The sequence below is a fragment of the Streptomyces sp. McG3 genome (assembly GCF_018619185.1).
In the GTDB taxonomy this organism is placed as follows: Bacteria; Actinomycetota; Actinomycetes; order Streptomycetales; family Streptomycetaceae; genus Streptomyces.
This window is the reverse complement of sequence record NZ_JAAXYC010000181.1, coordinates 1-15534: the sequence shown is the minus strand read 5'-3', so window position 1 is coordinate 15534 and position 15534 is coordinate 1. Positions and strand designations below refer to the sequence as shown.

Annotated in this window: 15 protein-coding genes; 8 read left to right on the top strand and 7 right to left on the bottom strand. The window is 73.7% G+C overall.

Going from position 1 to position 15534, the window contains the following annotated elements:
* Window positions 1-138 precede the first annotated feature (138 nt).
* The 3 genes from HET64_RS25265 (at window position 139) to HET64_RS25255 (ending at window position 2583) form a co-directional block, all read left to right on the top strand.
* Entirely contained in the window at window positions 139-1308 is a 1170-nt protein-coding gene (locus HET64_RS25265) for a serine hydrolase domain-containing protein (protein WP_215109276.1), read from the top strand.
* Window positions 1309-1382: 74 nt separating this feature from the next.
* On the top strand, window positions 1383-1880 hold the full coding sequence (locus HET64_RS25260; protein WP_215109274.1) for a peptidylprolyl isomerase: 498 nt from the start codon (window positions 1383-1385) through the stop codon (window positions 1878-1880).
* Window positions 1881-2043: 163 nt separating this feature from the next.
* Window positions 2044-2583, top strand: a complete 540-nt coding sequence (locus HET64_RS25255) for a hypothetical protein (RefSeq protein ID WP_215109272.1) — start codon at window positions 2044-2046, stop codon at window positions 2581-2583.
* 31 nt (window positions 2584-2614) lie between these two features.
* On the opposite strand, the gene HET64_RS25250 is transcribed toward HET64_RS25255, so the two are convergent.
* On the bottom strand, window positions 2615-3013 hold the full coding sequence (locus HET64_RS25250) for a DUF5997 family protein (protein ID WP_215109270.1): 399 nt from the start codon (window positions 3011-3013) through the stop codon (window positions 2615-2617).
* A 58-nt stretch (window positions 3014-3071) separates the two neighbouring features.
* On the opposite strand from HET64_RS25250, the gene HET64_RS25245 reads away from it, so the two are divergent.
* Both HET64_RS25245 and HET64_RS25240 read left to right on the top strand, forming a co-directional pair.
* Entirely contained in the window at window positions 3072-3878 is an 807-nt protein-coding gene (locus HET64_RS25245; protein ID WP_215109268.1) for a LysR family substrate-binding domain-containing protein, read from the top strand.
* Window positions 3879-4014: 136 nt separating this feature from the next.
* Window positions 4015-5376 (top strand): glycosyltransferase family 87 protein, encoded by a 1362-nt coding sequence (locus HET64_RS25240; protein WP_374105574.1) that lies wholly within the window; start codon window positions 4015-4017, stop codon window positions 5374-5376.
* Here HET64_RS25240 and HET64_RS25235 read toward each other — a convergent pair.
* The 3 genes from HET64_RS25235 to HET64_RS25225 all read right to left on the bottom strand — a co-directional run bounded on the left by HET64_RS25235 (window position 5355) and on the right by HET64_RS25225 (window position 7802).
* Complete coding sequence (locus HET64_RS25235; protein ID WP_215109266.1) at window positions 5355-6353, bottom strand: MerR family transcriptional regulator; 999 nt, start codon at window positions 6351-6353, stop codon at window positions 5355-5357. The genes HET64_RS25240 and HET64_RS25235 overlap by 22 nt on opposite strands.
* A gap of 3 nt (window positions 6354-6356) precedes the next feature.
* Window positions 6357-7109, bottom strand: a complete 753-nt coding sequence (locus HET64_RS25230; RefSeq protein ID WP_215109264.1) for a HEAT repeat domain-containing protein — start codon at window positions 7107-7109, stop codon at window positions 6357-6359.
* Window positions 7110-7193: 84 nt separating this feature from the next.
* Window positions 7194-7802: a GPP34 family phosphoprotein gene (locus HET64_RS25225; protein ID WP_215109262.1), complete on the bottom strand. Its 609-nt coding sequence runs from the start codon at window positions 7800-7802 to the stop codon at window positions 7194-7196.
* A gap of 195 nt (window positions 7803-7997) precedes the next feature.
* On the opposite strand from HET64_RS25225, the gene HET64_RS25220 reads away from it, so the two are divergent.
* Complete coding sequence (locus tag HET64_RS25220; protein WP_215109260.1) at window positions 7998-8327, top strand: deoxyxylulose-5-phosphate synthase; 330 nt, start codon at window positions 7998-8000, stop codon at window positions 8325-8327.
* On the opposite strand, the gene HET64_RS25215 is transcribed toward HET64_RS25220, so the two are convergent.
* Window positions 8314-8589, bottom strand: coding sequence for a hypothetical protein (locus HET64_RS25215; protein WP_215109258.1), 276 nt, complete (start codon window positions 8587-8589; stop codon window positions 8314-8316). The two genes, HET64_RS25220 and HET64_RS25215, sit on opposite strands and share 14 nt — an antisense overlap.
* 559 nt (window positions 8590-9148) lie before the next feature.
* Between HET64_RS25215 and HET64_RS25210 the strand changes: the two genes are divergently transcribed.
* Complete coding sequence (locus tag HET64_RS25210; RefSeq protein WP_215109256.1) at window positions 9149-9493, top strand: hypothetical protein; 345 nt, start codon at window positions 9149-9151, stop codon at window positions 9491-9493.
* A gap of 76 nt (window positions 9494-9569) precedes the next feature.
* Here HET64_RS25210 and HET64_RS25205 read toward each other — a convergent pair whose 3' ends face one another.
* Complete coding sequence (locus HET64_RS25205) at window positions 9570-11147, bottom strand: MFS transporter (RefSeq protein WP_215109254.1); 1578 nt, start codon at window positions 11145-11147, stop codon at window positions 9570-9572.
* 48 nt (window positions 11148-11195) lie between these two features.
* Window positions 11196-11780, bottom strand: a complete 585-nt coding sequence (locus tag HET64_RS25200; RefSeq protein ID WP_215109252.1) for an NADPH-dependent FMN reductase — start codon at window positions 11778-11780, stop codon at window positions 11196-11198.
* Between the two features lie 141 nt (window positions 11781-11921).
* Between HET64_RS25200 and HET64_RS25195 the strand changes: the two genes are divergently transcribed.
* Window positions 11922-15290, top strand: coding sequence for a BTAD domain-containing putative transcriptional regulator (locus HET64_RS25195; RefSeq protein WP_215109250.1), 3369 nt, complete (start codon window positions 11922-11924; stop codon window positions 15288-15290).
* Window positions 15291-15534: the final 244 nt, after the last annotated feature.

Genomic DNA, 15534 nt, shown 5'->3' with positions numbered 1-15534 from the left:
GACCGGGGCGGGGTCGGGGGAGCGCAGGGAGGGTCAGGGCTCTGGAGCGCCGCCCCTTCCCTCCGGTCCGACCAGTCGGTACGTTGCGGGGGCATCCGGTTGTGCCGCCGGACCCGCGCCCGCGACGAGGGAGGCCTCGTGCCGCAGCTCCACGGCCACTGCGACGACCGGTTCACCGGAGTCCGGGACGCCTTCGCGGAGAACTTCACCGAGCGCGGTGAACTGGGCGCGGCGGTGACCGTCCTGGTCGACGGCAAGCCGGTGGTGGACCTCTGGGGCGGCTGGGCCGACGCGGCCCGCACCCGCCCCTGGGAACGGGACACCCTGGTCAACGTCTGGTCCACCGGCAAGGGCCCGACCGCGCTCTGCGCCCATGTCCTGGCCGACCGGGGCCTGCTCGACCTGGACGCCCCGGTCGCCGCCTACTGGCCCGAGTTCGCCGCGAACGGCAAGGAATCCGTCCTCGTACGCCACCTCCTCTCGCACCGCTCCGGAGTGGCCGGGCCCGACACCCCGCTCACCCTGGAGGAGCTGCACGACTGGGAGACGGCCTGCGCCCGGCTCGCCGCCACCACCCCCTGGTGGGAGCCGGGAACCCGCTCCGGCTACCACGCGATCAGTTACGGATTCCTCGTCGGCGAGGTGGTCCGCCGGATCACCGGGCTGCTGCCCGGGGCGTTCCTCCGGCAGGAGATCACCGGACCGCTGGGCATCGACTTCACCTTCGGCCTCCCGGAGGACCAGGTCCACCGGCTCGCCGAACTCGTCCAGGAACGTCCCGACCGGGCCGCCCAGGCCGCGCTCCTGGAACGGATGACACCGGTGGCCGTCGCCTCCCTGCTCAACCCGCCCACCGGCCGGGCCGCCGCGAACACGCCCGCCTGGCGGGCGGCGGAGATCCCGGCGGCCAACGGTCACGGCACCGCCCGCGCGGTCGCCGCGCTCTACGGGATCCTGGCCGGACGCGGCAGCCTCGACGGCCGCCGGATCCTCTCGGACAAGGCCGCGGCCCGCGTGGGGGAAGGGCAGGGCCCCTGCCGTGACCTCGTCCTCGGCGACGGCTTCGTACACGAGACGGAGATCGCCCTCGGCCTCTGGCTGAGCGGTGCGAACCGCTCCTACGGCCCCGACCCGCGGGCGCTCGGCCACGACGGCGCGGGCGGCTCCTGCGGTCTGGCCGACCCGGATGCCGGAATCGCCCTCGGGTACGTCATGAACCGGATGGGCTCCCGGCTCGCCGACGACCCGCGCAAGACGGCCCCGGTGAACGCCGTCTACGCGGCCCACGGGGAGACCACCGGGAGGTGAGCGGAACAGGGCGTCCGACGTGCCGACCCAACCCGGGTTTCACCTGCGGTTGCCAGGAATGTGAGGATGTCACCATGACAACCAAGGTCTACTTCGACATCACCATCGACGACGCGCCCGCAGGGCGTATCACGTTCAACCTGTTCGACGACGTCGTCCCCAAGACGGCGGAGAACTTCCGCGCGCTCGCCACCGGCGAGAAGGGCTTCGGCTACGCCGGCTCGTCCTTCCACCGCGTCATCACGGACTTCATGCTCCAGGGCGGCGACTTCACCCGCGGTGACGGCACCGGCGGCAAGAGCATCTACGGCGAGAAGTTCGCCGACGAGAACTTCACGCTCAAGCACGACCGTGTGGGCCTGCTCTCGATGGCCAACGCCGGCAAGAACACCAACGGTTCGCAGTTCTTCATCACCACGGTCCTCACCCCGTGGCTGGACGGCAAGCACGTGGTCTTCGGCGAGGTCGCCGACGACGACAGCATGGCCCTGGTGCGCAAGATCGAGGCGCTCGGCTCCTCCAGCGGCAAGACCCGCGCCAAGGTCACCATCGACAAGTCCGGCGTTCTCTGACCGGTCCGGTAGCCCGACGGGCCCGTGGCAGGGCCGTTCCACCGACGTACGCGTCGGCGGGGCGGACCCGGCCGCGGGCCCGTGGCGTGCGGCCGCCGGGTTTCCCTGACACCCGCTCCCGGACTCGGGCAGAATCTGACGTGTCCACAACGGGGGAGACGCGATGCGACGCACCGATGCCGCACGAGAACTGGGCGGATTCGTCCGGGAGCACCGCACGGACGGCGGCAGACGCCTGCGCCTGGCCGGGATCCTGCTGGCCGTCGGCGCCGTCGGCACCGCCCTGGGAGTGCCCGTGACCATCGCCTCCATCGGCACCACCGACGGTGCACCCGAACTGGCGGGCCTGCTGCTCGGGGTGGGGCTGGTCGGGCTGGGCCTGGGGGTATGGCGCCTGATCCAGGCCCGCCGCACCCGGGAGCAGTGCTTCGACGTCCACGAGCGGGGGCTGACCCACCGGGTCGCGGGAAACGCCACGCTGATCCCCTGGGCGGACATCGAGCGGATCGGCTCCGCCTCGGCCGAGGACGGACGCCCGCTGGCCGAGGCCCGGGGGACGGGCTTCGGCTTCGCCATCGAACTGCGCGACGCGCGGAAGATCCGGGTGGACACGTTCACCGAGGACGCGCGGGAACTGGCCGAGACGATCCACCGTGCGGTGAACCTGGGCCAGTTCCCCCGGGGACGGGGCCGTCGGCCCTGACACCGGGCGCGTTCGGCCGCCGGTGGCCCGACTACTGGTGGCCGGACTGCGCGGCCCGCTCGGCGTTGCGCTCCTTGATCCGGGCGGTCTCCTTGCGCACCTCGGCCTGCGTGGCGCGCTCCTTCTGGAGCCACTCGGGCATCTCGTCCCTCAGCGCGTCGACCTGCTCCGTGGTGAGCGCCTCGGTGACCCCGCCGCGGGCGAGCCCCGCGATGGAGATGCCGAGCTTCGCGGCGACGACCGGGCGGGGGTGCGGGCCGGTGCGGCGCAGCTCCACCAGCCAGGCGGGCGGGTCGGTCTGGAGGGCGTTGAGCTCGGTGCGGGAGACGGCACCCTCCTGGAACTCGGCGGGGGTGGCCTGGAGGTACACACCCAGCTTCTTCGCCGCCGTGGCGGGCTTCATGGTCTGGGCGGTCTTGTGCGACGTCATGGGTCCAGGGTATCGACCATGGGACATACCTCCGACCACCTGCCGGTAGCCTGGTTCCGTGACAGGCTCGGACATCCCCTCATCCTTCAGGCTCGCGTACGTTCCCGGCGTGACGCCCACCAAGTGGGTGAGGGTCTGGCACGAGCGGCTGCCCCACACCTCTCTGGAACTCGTCCAGGCCACCGCGGCCGAGGCACCGGAACTGCTGGCGGACGGCGGGGCCGACGCCGGTCTCGTACGGCTCCCGGTCGACCGGGACGTCCTGAGCGCGATCCCCCTCTACACCGAGACGACCGTCGTCGTGATCCCCAAGGACCACGTCGCGACCGCCGCGGAGGAGGTGTCGCTCGCCGAGCTGTCCGACGAGATCGTGCTGCACCCGCTGGACGACCTCCTCGCCTGGGAGACCCTGCCCGGCCTCCCCGCCGTCGAGCGCCCGGCGACCACGGCGGACGCGATCGAACTGGTGGCGGCGGGCGTGGGCGTCCTCCTCGTCCCGCAGTCCCTGGCCCGCCTCCACCACCGCAAGGACCTCACCTACCGTCCGGTCCCGGAAGCCCCCGAGTCACGCGTCGCCCTGTCCTGGCCCGATGCGGAGGTCACCCCCGACCTGGTGGAGGAGTTCATCGGGATCGTCCGGGGGCGCACCGTCAACAGCACCCGTGGCCGCGCGGCCACCCCGCCGCGTCCGGCGAAGGACAAAGCGAAGGACAAAGCGAAGGACAAGGCCAAGCGGGCCGGGGCAGGTGGCGCGGGCGGCGGTTCGGGCGGCGCCCGGAACAGGTCCGCGGCGGGCAGGAAGCCCCAGTCGGGCGGCCGGACCGGCGGCCAGGGCGGCAAGCGCGGAAAGCCGCGGGGCCGGTAGCGCACCGAGGCGCCGGCCCGCGTCCGTCGCATCCCGGATTCGCCCCGCGAACGCCACCACACGCCGGTTGTCTCGTTGATGGAGCAACCGCCGTATGCAGGGGAGCGTCCGTCCGATGCCGAACATCCGCAGACCGATGCCGAACATCCGCCGGTGGTCGCCGGCCGCGCGCGGCCCGTTGCCGAGCACCCGCGGAAGCCGGCGCCCCGGCCTCGTCGGGATGCTGCTCATCGCCGTGGCCTTCGCCGGGTTCCAGCTGACAGCGGTCACCGGACGCGCCTCGCCCGACACGAAGAACTACCTCTCCTACGCCCTGAGCCTCAGCGGCGCCGACCGCCAGGAGGCGGGCCGGCTGGCCATCGGCTACTCCTGTGCCAGCGGGCAGCACGCTCTGGAGTTCATCCCCTGGACCAGCAGGAAGACCGCGGGAGAGTCGGAGGAGAGGTGCGTGCGCCGGCTGAACGACTCGGTCGCGTACTGGTCGGACCACGGCAACACGTCGGGGATGACCGCACCGTTCGCCAACCAGCGCTTCATGGCCATCTTCGAGGCCAGGCCGGGCTATCCGCTGTTCCTGGTCCCCTTCGTGGCCGCCTTCGGAGCCACCTGGGGCCTCTGGCTCGCCGGGCTCGTCGTCGCGCTGGCCGGAAGCGTCTGCGTCCTGCTCACCCTCCGGGCCGCGGGGGCTTCCCGGCGTGCCGGGCTGGCCGGGCAGGCTCTGTACCTCGCCCTGCCCACCGGCACCGTCGCCATGAACCCCCTGAGCGACGGGCTCTCCCTGGCGCTCGGCACGGCGGTCGTCCTCGGCTGCGTCCTGCTGCTGAGGGACCGGCCCCGTACGGGCGCGGTGCTCGTCGGGGGCGGCCTCGCCCTGATGTTCCTGGTCCGCTACTCGCAGGCCCTGCTGCTGGCGGCCGCTCTCGCGGGCGTCTTCCTGGCCTGGGCCGGGTGGCTCCGGCTGAAGCGGCGGGCGCTCGCCCCCGTGCTCCGGGCTGCCGGACTGTGCGGTGCGCTGGCGGCGATCGTCTACGCCGGGGCGCATCTCCTGTCCTGGCCCATGGGCGAGGACAGCGCGCAGGACCTGCTGACCCACCACTACCAGCGCCCCGACCGGCCCGACCCCTGGCCCGAGTTCTTCGTCCAGGAGCGGGTCTTCTGGTCGGCGTGGCTCCGGCGCCAGGCCGGCTACCCGGTCCTCCCCGTCCTGCTCGCGCTCTCGGCCTGGGCGCTGCTGAGACGGCGCTCCGTGGTGCTGCCCGTCGCCCTGGCGGCAGGGGCGGCAGGGCTCCTCAACCAGGCGGGCCACCCGAACCTCGACCAACTGCTCGGCCACCGCCTCATCGTGTTCGTCTGGCTGCTGCCCGTCCTGGCGGTCCCGCTGCTCCTGGACCGGCCGCCGACCGGCTCCCCGCCCCACGACGACACCACGCCACACGCCGCACCGGTTCCCGTGGGCGACGTCCCGGTCGAGGTCCGTCACCCCACGTCGCGCAGCTGAAGGAGGTACGCCGCGGTCAGCGCGACGGCACGGTCCTCGTCGTCCAGCAGCTCCCGGAGGGCACGTGAGGAAGCCGCCCCCGGGACACCCGCCAGTGCCTGGGTCAGCCGCCCGCGCGCCGACGCGCCGGTGGTGTCGCGGGAGAGGCGGTCGACGAGCACGGCCGCGATCCGGTCCGCCGCCATGTCGTCGCCGGCCAGCAGGCTCAGCGCGTCGGCCGCATCGGTGTCGTTCGTCCCCGCCACGACCAGGTCGACGAGGGCCGGGACCGCATCGGCCTCGCCGCGCGTCCCGAGGGCCAGGGCGGCGTAGCCGCGGACCACGGCATCGGGGCTCGCCAGGGCGTCCCGCAGCAGTGCGGTGGCCTCACCGCCGGGCATCTCGGCGAGGGACCGTACGGCGCGCTCCCGCACCGCGGCCTCCGGTGAGCCGAGCCCCTCCGCCAACAGCGCCGGGCCGCCGCCGCCCGATCGCGCGAGGGCCCATCGAAGGGCTCCGGCCACGTGCGGGTCGCGCTCGCCGAGGGCCGCCTCGACCAGGGCCTCCACCGGAACCTCGTCGACCGCGGCGAGGGCGGCGCGCTGGCGGGCGTCGGCGCTCTTGGACCCCAACGCCCCCAGGAGCGTGACGACCTGGAGGACGTCCTCCCAGCCGGCCGGATCCGTGGCGTGGACCCGGTGCAACCGGGTGAGCAACTCGGTCTCCACCGCGATGCGTTCGCGTGTCCGGCGGATCAGGTCGTCGACGAGTGCCGAGGGTGTGAAGCCGGGATCGTCGAGGGCGCGCCCGATCTCGCGGAGCGACAGCCCCACCGCCCGCAGGCTCTCGACATGGAAGATCCGCTGGATGTCCTCCCCGGAGTACTCCCGGTATCCGGAGCCGGTGCGGCCCGAGGGCCGCACCAGACCGAGCGACTCGTAGTGCCGGAGCATGCGGGCACTGACTCCGGACCGCCGCGCGACTTCACCGATCAACACGCCCTAGGGACCTTCCTCATCGGAGTGACCGGAGTGACCGGAGCCATCGGAGCCGGGGGAGTCACCTGCGTCATCGGCGTCATGGGCGTCACCGGAGGGGCCCTGGTCGCCGAGGGCCACGACGCGCTTCGCCTCCTCCACGGCGAGCGTGAATCCGGCGTCCGGGTCGCGCAGCAGCCGTTGGGTGGCGAGCGCGTGCGCGTGGACGAGCGGGTCGGGGTTCCTTGTCGCGGCGGCCAGAGCCGGCGCCATCGCGTCCCCCAGGGCGACCAGTGCCTGGCTGAGACTCAGCCGGGTCTCCCGCCCGCCGCGCCCGAGCTGCGTCGCCAGCAGTACCGCCAACGCGGCCTCCTCCCCGTCCGGTACGAGCACCACCGCCGCCCGCCAGGCACTCCGCGCCACCTCGTCGTCGGCGTCGGTCAGGAGCGCCCGGGTGATCGCCGGCCACGCCCGCCGGTCCCCGATCTTGGACAGCGTGTGCAGCGCCTGGCTCCGCGCCCGGGTCCGCTCGGAGCGGAGTTCGCGGAGCAGCGGGGGGAGGGTGACGGACACCGGGTGACGGGTGAGCGCCCAGGTCAGCATGTCGCGTACGAAGAACTCGGGCTCGACCGCGCACCGCTCGACGAGCGTGCCGACGAAGCGCGGGTCCGGCGTCGAGCCGACCGCCAGAGCGGCGCGCAGCCGCACCGACGCACGGTCGTCCTCCAGCCCCCGCAGCGCTCGTACCGTGTCCGTGCCGTGTCCCGTGACCGTCATCGAGACCACCTCCTCGGCAAGCAGTCAAGAGCTTGTCACCGTGTCAGGGTCAACCCCGCCGGGTGCCTCGGCCGGTGGCCCGGCTCACGGCCCGCGCCAGACGTTGGCGAAGGCCGTGTTCTCGATGGTCCGCCGCTGGCGTACGGCCTCCAGCTCCATCACCGCTTCGTTGACGGTGGCGACCACGGTCGTCACCGTCTCGTCGTCGAGGCCGGGCTCGTCCTCGCCGGACCGTCCGCCGTCGATGCCCACGGCCGATGCGAGGGCGGCCAGGACGGGTTCCCCCTCCTCCAGGCGGCCGATGGCCCGCCGGCGGCCGGGGGTGTCGACCAGTTCCACGCGCCGGGGGCCGAAGGGCAGTCGCCCGCTCCTCTTCTGTGTGAGCTCGCCGTCCTTCTCCAGAGCGTCCTGGTACGTGGCCGAGAGGTCCCGGCCGCGGCGCCACAGCCAGTCCTCGATCCGCTCGTGGGGCGGTTGCCGGGTGATCAGCGCGGCGGCCTCGCCGAGAAGCCGGTCGTCCGGCGTCGACGACCCGCCCGGCACGATGAGGTCGCCGTCCACGGTGACGGTTCCCGCACCGATGAGATCGAGCAGTTCGGCCCCCGCGAGGGCGAGCGACAGGTCGCCCTGCCCCACGGTGTGCTCCGGTACCGGATCCATGGCGATGATGAACAGGTCTTTCGCCGTGGTCATGAACGGCTCCCCTCAGAGGCATCGGCAAGGCGGACCCACCGGCCGCCACGGCCAGGAGCCGGTTCGGCGGCGGGGCGACCGCTGCGACCAGTATCGCCTCCACCCGGGCCGCCCGGCCCTGGACGGGGCGCGGGTCCGGCGCCGGGTCCGGGAAAGTCGATGTCCGTCTCCCGGTGTGCTCCCTAGGCTGAGCCGGTGAGCCATGGGAAAACCTCGTACGTCTGCCTCCCCTGCCGGGTCTCCTTCAAGCAGCCCCACGACCGGGCAAGGCAGCGGAACTGTCCGCGTTGTGCGGCGCCGATGATCCACGCGGGATCGGCGTTCGCGGCGCCGAGGAGACGGGACGTCGCGGCCTGGCGGGCCCTCGCCGTGCTGTTGAACGCGGGCGTTGGGTTCCACAAGAGCTGCTGCGGCGGGCCCGGATTCCGTCCACGGACCCCGCGTGAGGTGCGCGAGCGGCTGACGTACGCGCGGCGCAGCGCCACACCGGTCGCCAGGGCGCTCGTCCGGTTCAACGTGCCGTAGGGCGTGATGGCCGTGGGTCGGACGCGGTCGGGCGGGCGGCCGTGTCCCCGGGGCTCCGTGGCGAGGCGCGGGGCGCCCGCAGCCGGTCGTGGAGGACCGCGAAGGCCGTGCACGTGACGGGGAGAGTGACGGCCGCCGCGACCAGGAGCCCGACGATGACGGGGGCGAGGATGCCGGCGTAGTACGCGGCGAAGAAGTTGCCGGTGGCCTGTTCGACGAGGTTACGGACGAGGGGCCGCAGCGGCAGGGCGACCTGTGCCACCAGCCGGAACACCCCGGCGGCGGGAGCGGCCGACGCCGGCGCGAGGGCCAGGACGCGGGCCGCGCCGGCCCGTGTCCACCAGCAACCCGGTCAGCCCGGACAGGCCGACGACGCGCGCCGTCGTACCCGCCAGGGCGCCCCGGCGGCGCCGCGGGACGGCGAACGTCGCTGCGGCGAGGCCGGGTTGAGGGCTCCCGCTCTTCGGCGGCGCAGGCTGGTCGTGCGGTGGGTGCATGGGACGGCCTTCCTCCGCGTTTCCGTTCCGCACGGATACGTGATGTTCCCGGGGAGGACGCCGGGCGGGCCAGGCGCGGTTCTCCGGCGGGCGTCGCCGCACCTGTCGTGCCGCTGCTCGCCGAACCCTCCACCCGGCTCTGGATCATGATCGGTCGCTTTGTGTGTCACCATATGCACGCAGTGTCACCGCGCTGTCGCCCGGTGACCCGTGCGCCGGCGCGCCTGCGGAAACACGTCTCCCCGCGTGGCCCCACCCGCGACCGGCCCTGCCCGCCGGGAAGAGGGCCACGCCAACACCACCGTCACCAGAAGGATTTCACCCATGCGCTTCCGCTCCACCTCAGCCGCCGTTCTCGGCGCCGCTCTGCTGCTCGCCGCCGTCCCCTCCTCCGCCTCGGCCGCCGAGGGGCAGTTCCGCTACGACTACGTGACCGTCGAGGGGTATGACGCGACCGGCTTCCTGAACAGCCCGCCCAGCGGCGAGTGCGTCAACCTCCCGGGCGTCGGCCTGGAGAACCCCGAGCCCGGGCACTCCCCGAAGAACCGCACGGACGCCTGGGCGGAGGTCTTCACGGACGTCGGCTGCGAGGGTGCTTCCTTCCCCCTCCGCCCGCACACCGGCGGGGCCTCGGAGCGGCTGAAGGTGCGTTCGGTCGTCTTCCACTGACGCGCTGCCGCACACCGAGCCGTCACACCCCCTCCCCCTGAACACAACGCTGCACACGGCCGGCCGCCCGTGCCCCCTACGGAGCCACGGGCGGCCGGACGTGCTCGGGGGCATCCTGCGCGGGGCCGGCCTCGGGTACGCCCACGCCACGCAGGGCGGTCATCGCGATGACCGCGGTGGTGGCGGCGACCAGAGCACAGACGATGGCGACGATGTTCAGCCCACTGGTGTACGCGTCACGGGCGGCGGCCAGCGCCTGCTCGCCCAGTTCCGGGGAGAGCCGGCCGGCCGCGACGATGGTGCTCTCCAGACTGTCCCCCGTGGCCCGGGCGGCTCCCTCGGGCAGTCCCTCGGGCACCTGGACCTGGCTGCGGTAGACGGCGCTACCCAAGGAGCCCAGGGCCGCGATGCCCAGGGCGACGCCCAGGTCACCGCTGATCGAGGAGAGCGCCGCGGCGGATCCGCCCCTCTCCGGCGGGGCGGAACCGACCACCAGGTTGGTGCCGAGCGCCCCGGCGGGGCCGCTGCCGAAGAACACGACGATGAAACCGGCCACCAGCAGCGGCAGTCCGCCGATCGGGTCGACGAAGGCGATCAGTACGTAGCCGACCGCGCCGATGCCGAGGCCCATGCCGATGACGAGCCCGAGCGGCAGCCGCTTCAGCAGGGTCGGGGCGATCTGCGCGGAGATGATGGAGGCGACGGCGGAGGGCACCATCCACAGCCCCGCCTCCATCGGGGACAGTCCCTCGACCATCTGGAAGTAGCCGGTGATGAACAGGTAGAACCCACCCATGGCGACCATCGAGACCAGCAGGACCACCAGTGCGAAGCTGAACGAGGCGCTGCTGAACAGGCGCAGGTCGAGCAGCGGACTTTCCAGCTTCCGCTGCCGCGAGACGAACAGGGTGCCCACCACGAGACCGGCCAGGACCGCCCCGGCCGCCAGCGGGTCCCAGCCGTACTTGGCGAGCTCCTTGAGCCCGTAGATGACCGGCAGGATCGTGCCGAGCGAGAGGGCCACGCTCGGCAGGTCCACCTTCCCCGCCCCGGGGTCCCGGTACTCGGGCAGCAGGATCGGCGCCAGGATCAGCAGGATCACCATGATCGGCACGCCCAGCAGGAAGACCGAGCCCCACCAGAAGTACTCCAGGAGCGCACCGCCGACCACGGGGCCCAGCGCGGTGCCGGCCATGAAGCAGCTGGCCCACACCGCGATGGCCCGGCCGCGCTCCTGCGGGTCGTGGAACATGTTGCTGATCAGGGCGAGGGTGGACGGCATCAGCGTCGCCGCGGAGATGCCGAGCAGCGCGCGGGTGGCGATCAGCGTCTCGGCGCTGGTGGAGTAGGCGGCGAGGAGGGAGGTGAGACCGACGCAGGCGGCACCGATCATCAGGAGCTTCCGGCGGCCCACGCGGTCGCCGAGCGTGCCCATGGTGATCAGGAAGCCGGCGATCATGAAGCCGTAGATGTCCATCATCCACAGCGTCTGGGTCCCGGTCGGCTCCAGGGCCTCGGCGAGGTGCGGCAGGGCCAGGAAGAGGACGCTCTGGTCCAGCGAGATCAGCAGCGTGGGCAGGGCCAGCACGGCCAGCCCGGTCCATTCCCGGGCGCCCGCCTTGGGCGCGGAGGGCGCGGCGGCCTTCGATGACATGCGGTGTTCCTTCCGTGGTTTCCGTGATGTGCGGGTTCTGCGGGCGGCTCAGCCGGGGTAGGCGCCCTCGGCGCGGGCGTCCCGGAGCAGGCGTCCCCACCAGGTCAGCTGGTCGAGCATCGACGCGGCCGCGGCGAGAGCGCCCTCGGGGTCCATCGGCAGGCCCCCGTCGTCGAACTGCTCCCGGCAGTCGGGGAAGGCGACGGAATCGCGCACCGTGACGGCGTGCAGTCCGGGGAAGATCTGGCGCAGCTGCGCCACCGCCCGCAGACCGCCCGCGATGCCGCCGTAGGAGACGAAGCCCACCGGCTTGGCCTTCCACTCGTCGACGTACCAGTCGATGGCGTTCTTCAGCGAGGCGGGGAAGCTGTGGTTGTACTCCGGTGTCACGATCACGAACGCGTCGGACGCCGCCAGCCACGGCGCGAGGTCCCGCACCGCCTGCGGGGCGGGGGACTCGGCCGCCTCGGGAAGGACGTCGGGCAGCCAGGCCTTGGCCAGGTCGATCACATCCACGTCGAGGTCGTCGCGCTTGGCGGCCTCGGCGGCGATCCAGTCGGCCGGAGCGGGGCCGAACCTGCCGGACCTGACGCTGCCGATGATGACGGCCACGCGCAGCCTGCGCTCGGGCATCTGGGTTCCCTTCGGTCTGCCGGCTTCTTCCGGCCGCCACTGTGCGCCCGCCCGCTCCCGGACTTCTCCCGGTTCGGTCTCGACCGGTGGCAGGACCGTGAGGGCCTGTCGATCGCCCCCTCGCCGGGATAGCGTGATCACATGCGTTTCGGTGTGCTCGGTCCTCTGGCGGTGTGGACGACGGACGGGCGGACGGTCCGCGTACCCGAGCTGAAGGTCCGCGCGTTGCTGGCCCTCCTCCTGGTCGAGCAGGGGCGGCCGGTCTCGGCCGACCGGCTGATCCACGAGCTGTGGGGCTCCAAACTTCCCGGCAACCCGACCGGGGTGCTCCAGACCAAGGTCTGGCAGCTGCGCCGCGCGCTGGAGGACGCCGAGCCCGGAGGGCGTGACCTCGTGGTCTCCCTCGCCCCGGGGTATCGCCTGCTCGCGGACGGGGACGCGATGGATTCCGGCCGGTTCCTCCGGCTGGCGGCCGGAGCCCGGTCCACCGGCGACCCGCGCGAGCGGGCGGCGCTGCTCGCGGACGCCCTGGCCGGGTGGCGCGGGCCGGCGTTCGCCGACTTCGCCGACGAGGAGTTCGCCCGCGCCGCACGGGACCGGCTGGAGGAACAGCGACTGACCGCTCTGGAGGAACAGGCGGAAGCGCGGCTGGAGTTGGGGGAACACGCGCTGGTCGCCGACGAGCTGGGCGACCTGGTCGCCCGGCGCCCGCTGCGCGAGCGGCTGCGCACCGCGCACGTGCGGGCTCTCTACCTCGCGGGCCGGCAGGGGGCGGCGTTGAGCAGCTACGCGGAGCTGCGCGAGCAGCTGGCGGAGAACCTCGGGGTGGACCCCAGCCCCGGACTGGCGGCGCTGCACCGGTCGATCCTCGACCAGGACCCCCGGCTGACCGCTGCCCCCTCGCCGACGACCAGTGCCGTGCGTCCGGCGACGAACATCCCCGCCGCCCTCACCGAGCTCATCGGCCGGTCCGGGGCGATGGACGAACTCCGCACCCTGCTGGCCGCCAACCGGCTGGTGACGCTCACGGGGGCGGGCGGTGTCGGCAAGACGCGGCTGGCCCTGGCGATGGCCTCACAGGTCGTCGACCGGTTCCCGGGCGGGGTGCGTCTCGCCGAGTTCGCCGTGCTCGACCCGCCCCGGGAGCCGCCGGGGCGAGCGGGGCGGGCGGGGGCGGCCGCCCCGCCCGCCGGGGTCCACGAGGTGGTCGGTGCGGTGCTCGGGTTGCGCGACGACTTCGGCCCGAACCCGGGCGGGGGTGCGCCGCTCTCACCGGTGGACCGGCTGGCGCACGCGCTGGGCGACGAACCCGCGCTGCTGGTCCTCGACAACTGTGAGCATGTGATCGAGGACGTCGCCGAGCTGGCCGAGCGACTCCTCAAGGCCGCGCCGCGGTTGAGGATCCTGGCGACCAGTCAGAAGCCGTTGGGGATCACCGGCGAACACCTCCAGGAGGTACCGCCGTTGCGGCGCCCCGGCCCCGCGACCGACCTCGACCCGTCGGCCGTACGCCGGTTCAGCGCGGTGCGGTTGTTCGAGGCGCGTGCCACGGCGGCGGCTCCCCGTTTCGTCCTCGACCGGAGCAATGTGGAGGCGGTCGTCTCGATCTGCCGCCGCCTGGACGGTATCCCGCTGGCCCTGGAGATGGCCGCGACCCGGGTCCGGTCCCTGGGCGTGGCCGAGCTGGAGGCCCGCCTGGACGACCGGTTCCCGCTGCTCGCGGCGGGCTCGCGCGGCGCTCCGGAACGGCAGCGGACCCTGCGGGCGGTGATCGACTGGAGCTGGGGCCTCCTCGACGAGCAGGAACGCACGGTGCTGCGGCGCCTGGCCGTGCACAGCGACGGAGCGACCCTGGACGCGGCCGAGACGGTCTGCGGGACCGAAGGACCCGACCGCGCTCCGGTGATGGACCTGCTGGCCCGGCTGGTGGACTGCTCGCTGGTCGTCATGTCCGAGGGGACCGACGGCCCCCGCTACCGGCTGCTCGAATCGGTGGCGGCCTACTGCACCGAACGCCTGGGGGAGAGCGGCGAGTCCGACGGGATGCGGCGGCGGCACCGGACGTACTGCACGGAGCTCGCCGAGCGCGCCGACCCGCATCTGCGGGGCCACGGCCAGCGGCAGTGGCTGCGCCGCCTGGACGCCGAGACCGCCAACATGCGGGCGGCGCTCGACAGTGCCGTACAGGAGGGGGACGCGGACCGGGCGCTGCGGCTGGTGAACGCCCTGGCCTGGTACTGGCGCCTGCGCGGCCGCAACCACGAGGCCGAGCGGTCCCTGGCCCTCGCCCTGTCCACGGCCGAAGACGCCGGACCCCCGGTCCCCGAGGAGACCGGGGCCCGCGCCCTCTCGGTGGCCCGGGCCACCGCCTGGCTGGGGGGCTTTCGGCTGACGATCCACGGCAGCACCGATCCCCGGGCGGCGTACGAGGCCGCGCTCCGGCCCTACGCGGCGGTGGACGACCCCGCCGGACGGGCCAGGTCCGAGTGGTTCCTGGCCTCCACCCTCTACGGCATCGGGGACACGGCGCCGAGCGAGGGGCTGGTCGCCCGCGCCCTGGACGGCTTCCGGTCGCTCGGCGACAGCTGGGGCACGGCCGCGGCCCTGGGCAGCCGCACCTACCACGCGAAACTGCGCGGGGACTTCGGCGCCGTGCGGCGCGACGGTGAGCGGAGTCTCGCCCTCTTCCGGGACCTGGGCGACCAGTGGGGGCAGCTCCAGGCCATGGTTCCGCTCCAGACCCTGGCGGAGGCCGTCGGCGACTACGCGTACGCCGGGCGGCTGTACCGGGAAGGGCTGCGCATGGCGGAGGCCCTCGGCCTGTGGCGGGAGGTCGCCTTCCAGCTCTCGGGGCTCGGACGGCTCGCGCTGCTCACCGGGGACCTGCCGGGGGCCCGGGAACTGCACGAGCGGGCGCGGCGCCTCGCGGCCGAGCAGTCGGACACGTTCGGGGAACAGTACGCCGAGACCGGGCTCGGGCTGGGGGCCCGCAGAGCCGGTGAACTCGACACGGCCGAGGCCCACCTGCGCCAGGTCCTCGAACTGCACCGGCGGGTGGGGTACGAACCGGGAACGCCCCCGCTGATCCTGGTCGAGCTGGGGTTCATCGCCGAACTGCGGGGCGACGCGGACGAGGCCCTGCGCCTGCAGCGGGAGGGCCTGACAGTGGCCCGCGCCACCGGCGACCCGCGGTCGGTCGCGCTGGCGCTGGAAGGCCTGGCCGGAGCGGAACTGCTGAGGGGCCGGCCCGGTGCGGCGGCCCGGCACCTGGGGGCCGCGGCGGCGGCCAGGGACGCGGTCGGGTTGCCCCTGCCCGCAGGGGAGCGGCACGACGTCGACCGCGTCTCGGCCCGGACCGCGGACCTCCTCGGCCGGGAGGCCTACGAGGCCCGGTTCGCCGAAGGCGGCGAGCCGGCGGAACAGCTCCCGGGCCCCGACGACGTGGGCACCGGGCCGCAGCGTTCCCTCCGGTCCCACGCCGGGGGAACCGTGGGCACGGCGAACGCGTAGGGGAGGGTGCCCGCGACGCTCCCGGCGCCGGGCAACAGCGGCACCGCGCGGCCGGCTTCGGCGCTCACATCGGCCCACCGACTGCCGAGGTCGGCCGTTTCGGAGCCTCCCCCTGTCAGGGCATGACGCTGATCAACGGTCATGTCCCGTTGCAGTGGTGCAGCCGGGTCCAGCCGGCCGATGTCCTGGGGGCCGATCGTGTCCTTGCCGCCCTCGGGGAGATGGCGGCGGGGGCGGCTGAGGG

Coding starts and splice junctions, on each gene's coding strand:
- HET64_RS25260 (WP_215109274.1), top strand. CDS start 1,383: ATGACAACCAAGGTCTACTTCGACATCACCATCGACGACGCGCCCGCA.
- HET64_RS25255 (WP_215109272.1), top strand. CDS start 2,044: ATGCGACGCACCGATGCCGCACGAGAACTGGGCGGATTCGTCCGGGAG.
- HET64_RS25250 (WP_215109270.1), bottom strand. CDS start 3,013: ATGACGTCGCACAAGACCGCCCAGACCATGAAGCCCGCCACGGCGGCG.
- HET64_RS25240 (WP_374105574.1), top strand. CDS start 4,015: ATGCCGAACATCCGCCGGTGGTCGCCGGCCGCGCGCGGCCCGTTGCCG.
- HET64_RS25230 (WP_215109264.1), bottom strand. CDS start 7,109: ATGACGGTCACGGGACACGGCACGGACACGGTACGAGCGCTGCGGGGG.
- HET64_RS25225 (WP_215109262.1), bottom strand. CDS start 7,802: ATGACCACGGCGAAAGACCTGTTCATCATCGCCATGGATCCGGTACCG.
- HET64_RS25210 (WP_215109256.1), top strand. CDS start 9,149: ATGCGCTTCCGCTCCACCTCAGCCGCCGTTCTCGGCGCCGCTCTGCTG.
- HET64_RS25205 (WP_215109254.1), bottom strand. CDS start 11,147: ATGTCATCGAAGGCCGCCGCGCCCTCCGCGCCCAAGGCGGGCGCCCGG.
- HET64_RS25200 (WP_215109252.1), bottom strand. CDS start 11,780: ATGCCCGAGCGCAGGCTGCGCGTGGCCGTCATCATCGGCAGCGTCAGG.
- HET64_RS25195 (WP_215109250.1), top strand. CDS start 11,922: ATGCGTTTCGGTGTGCTCGGTCCTCTGGCGGTGTGGACGACGGACGGG.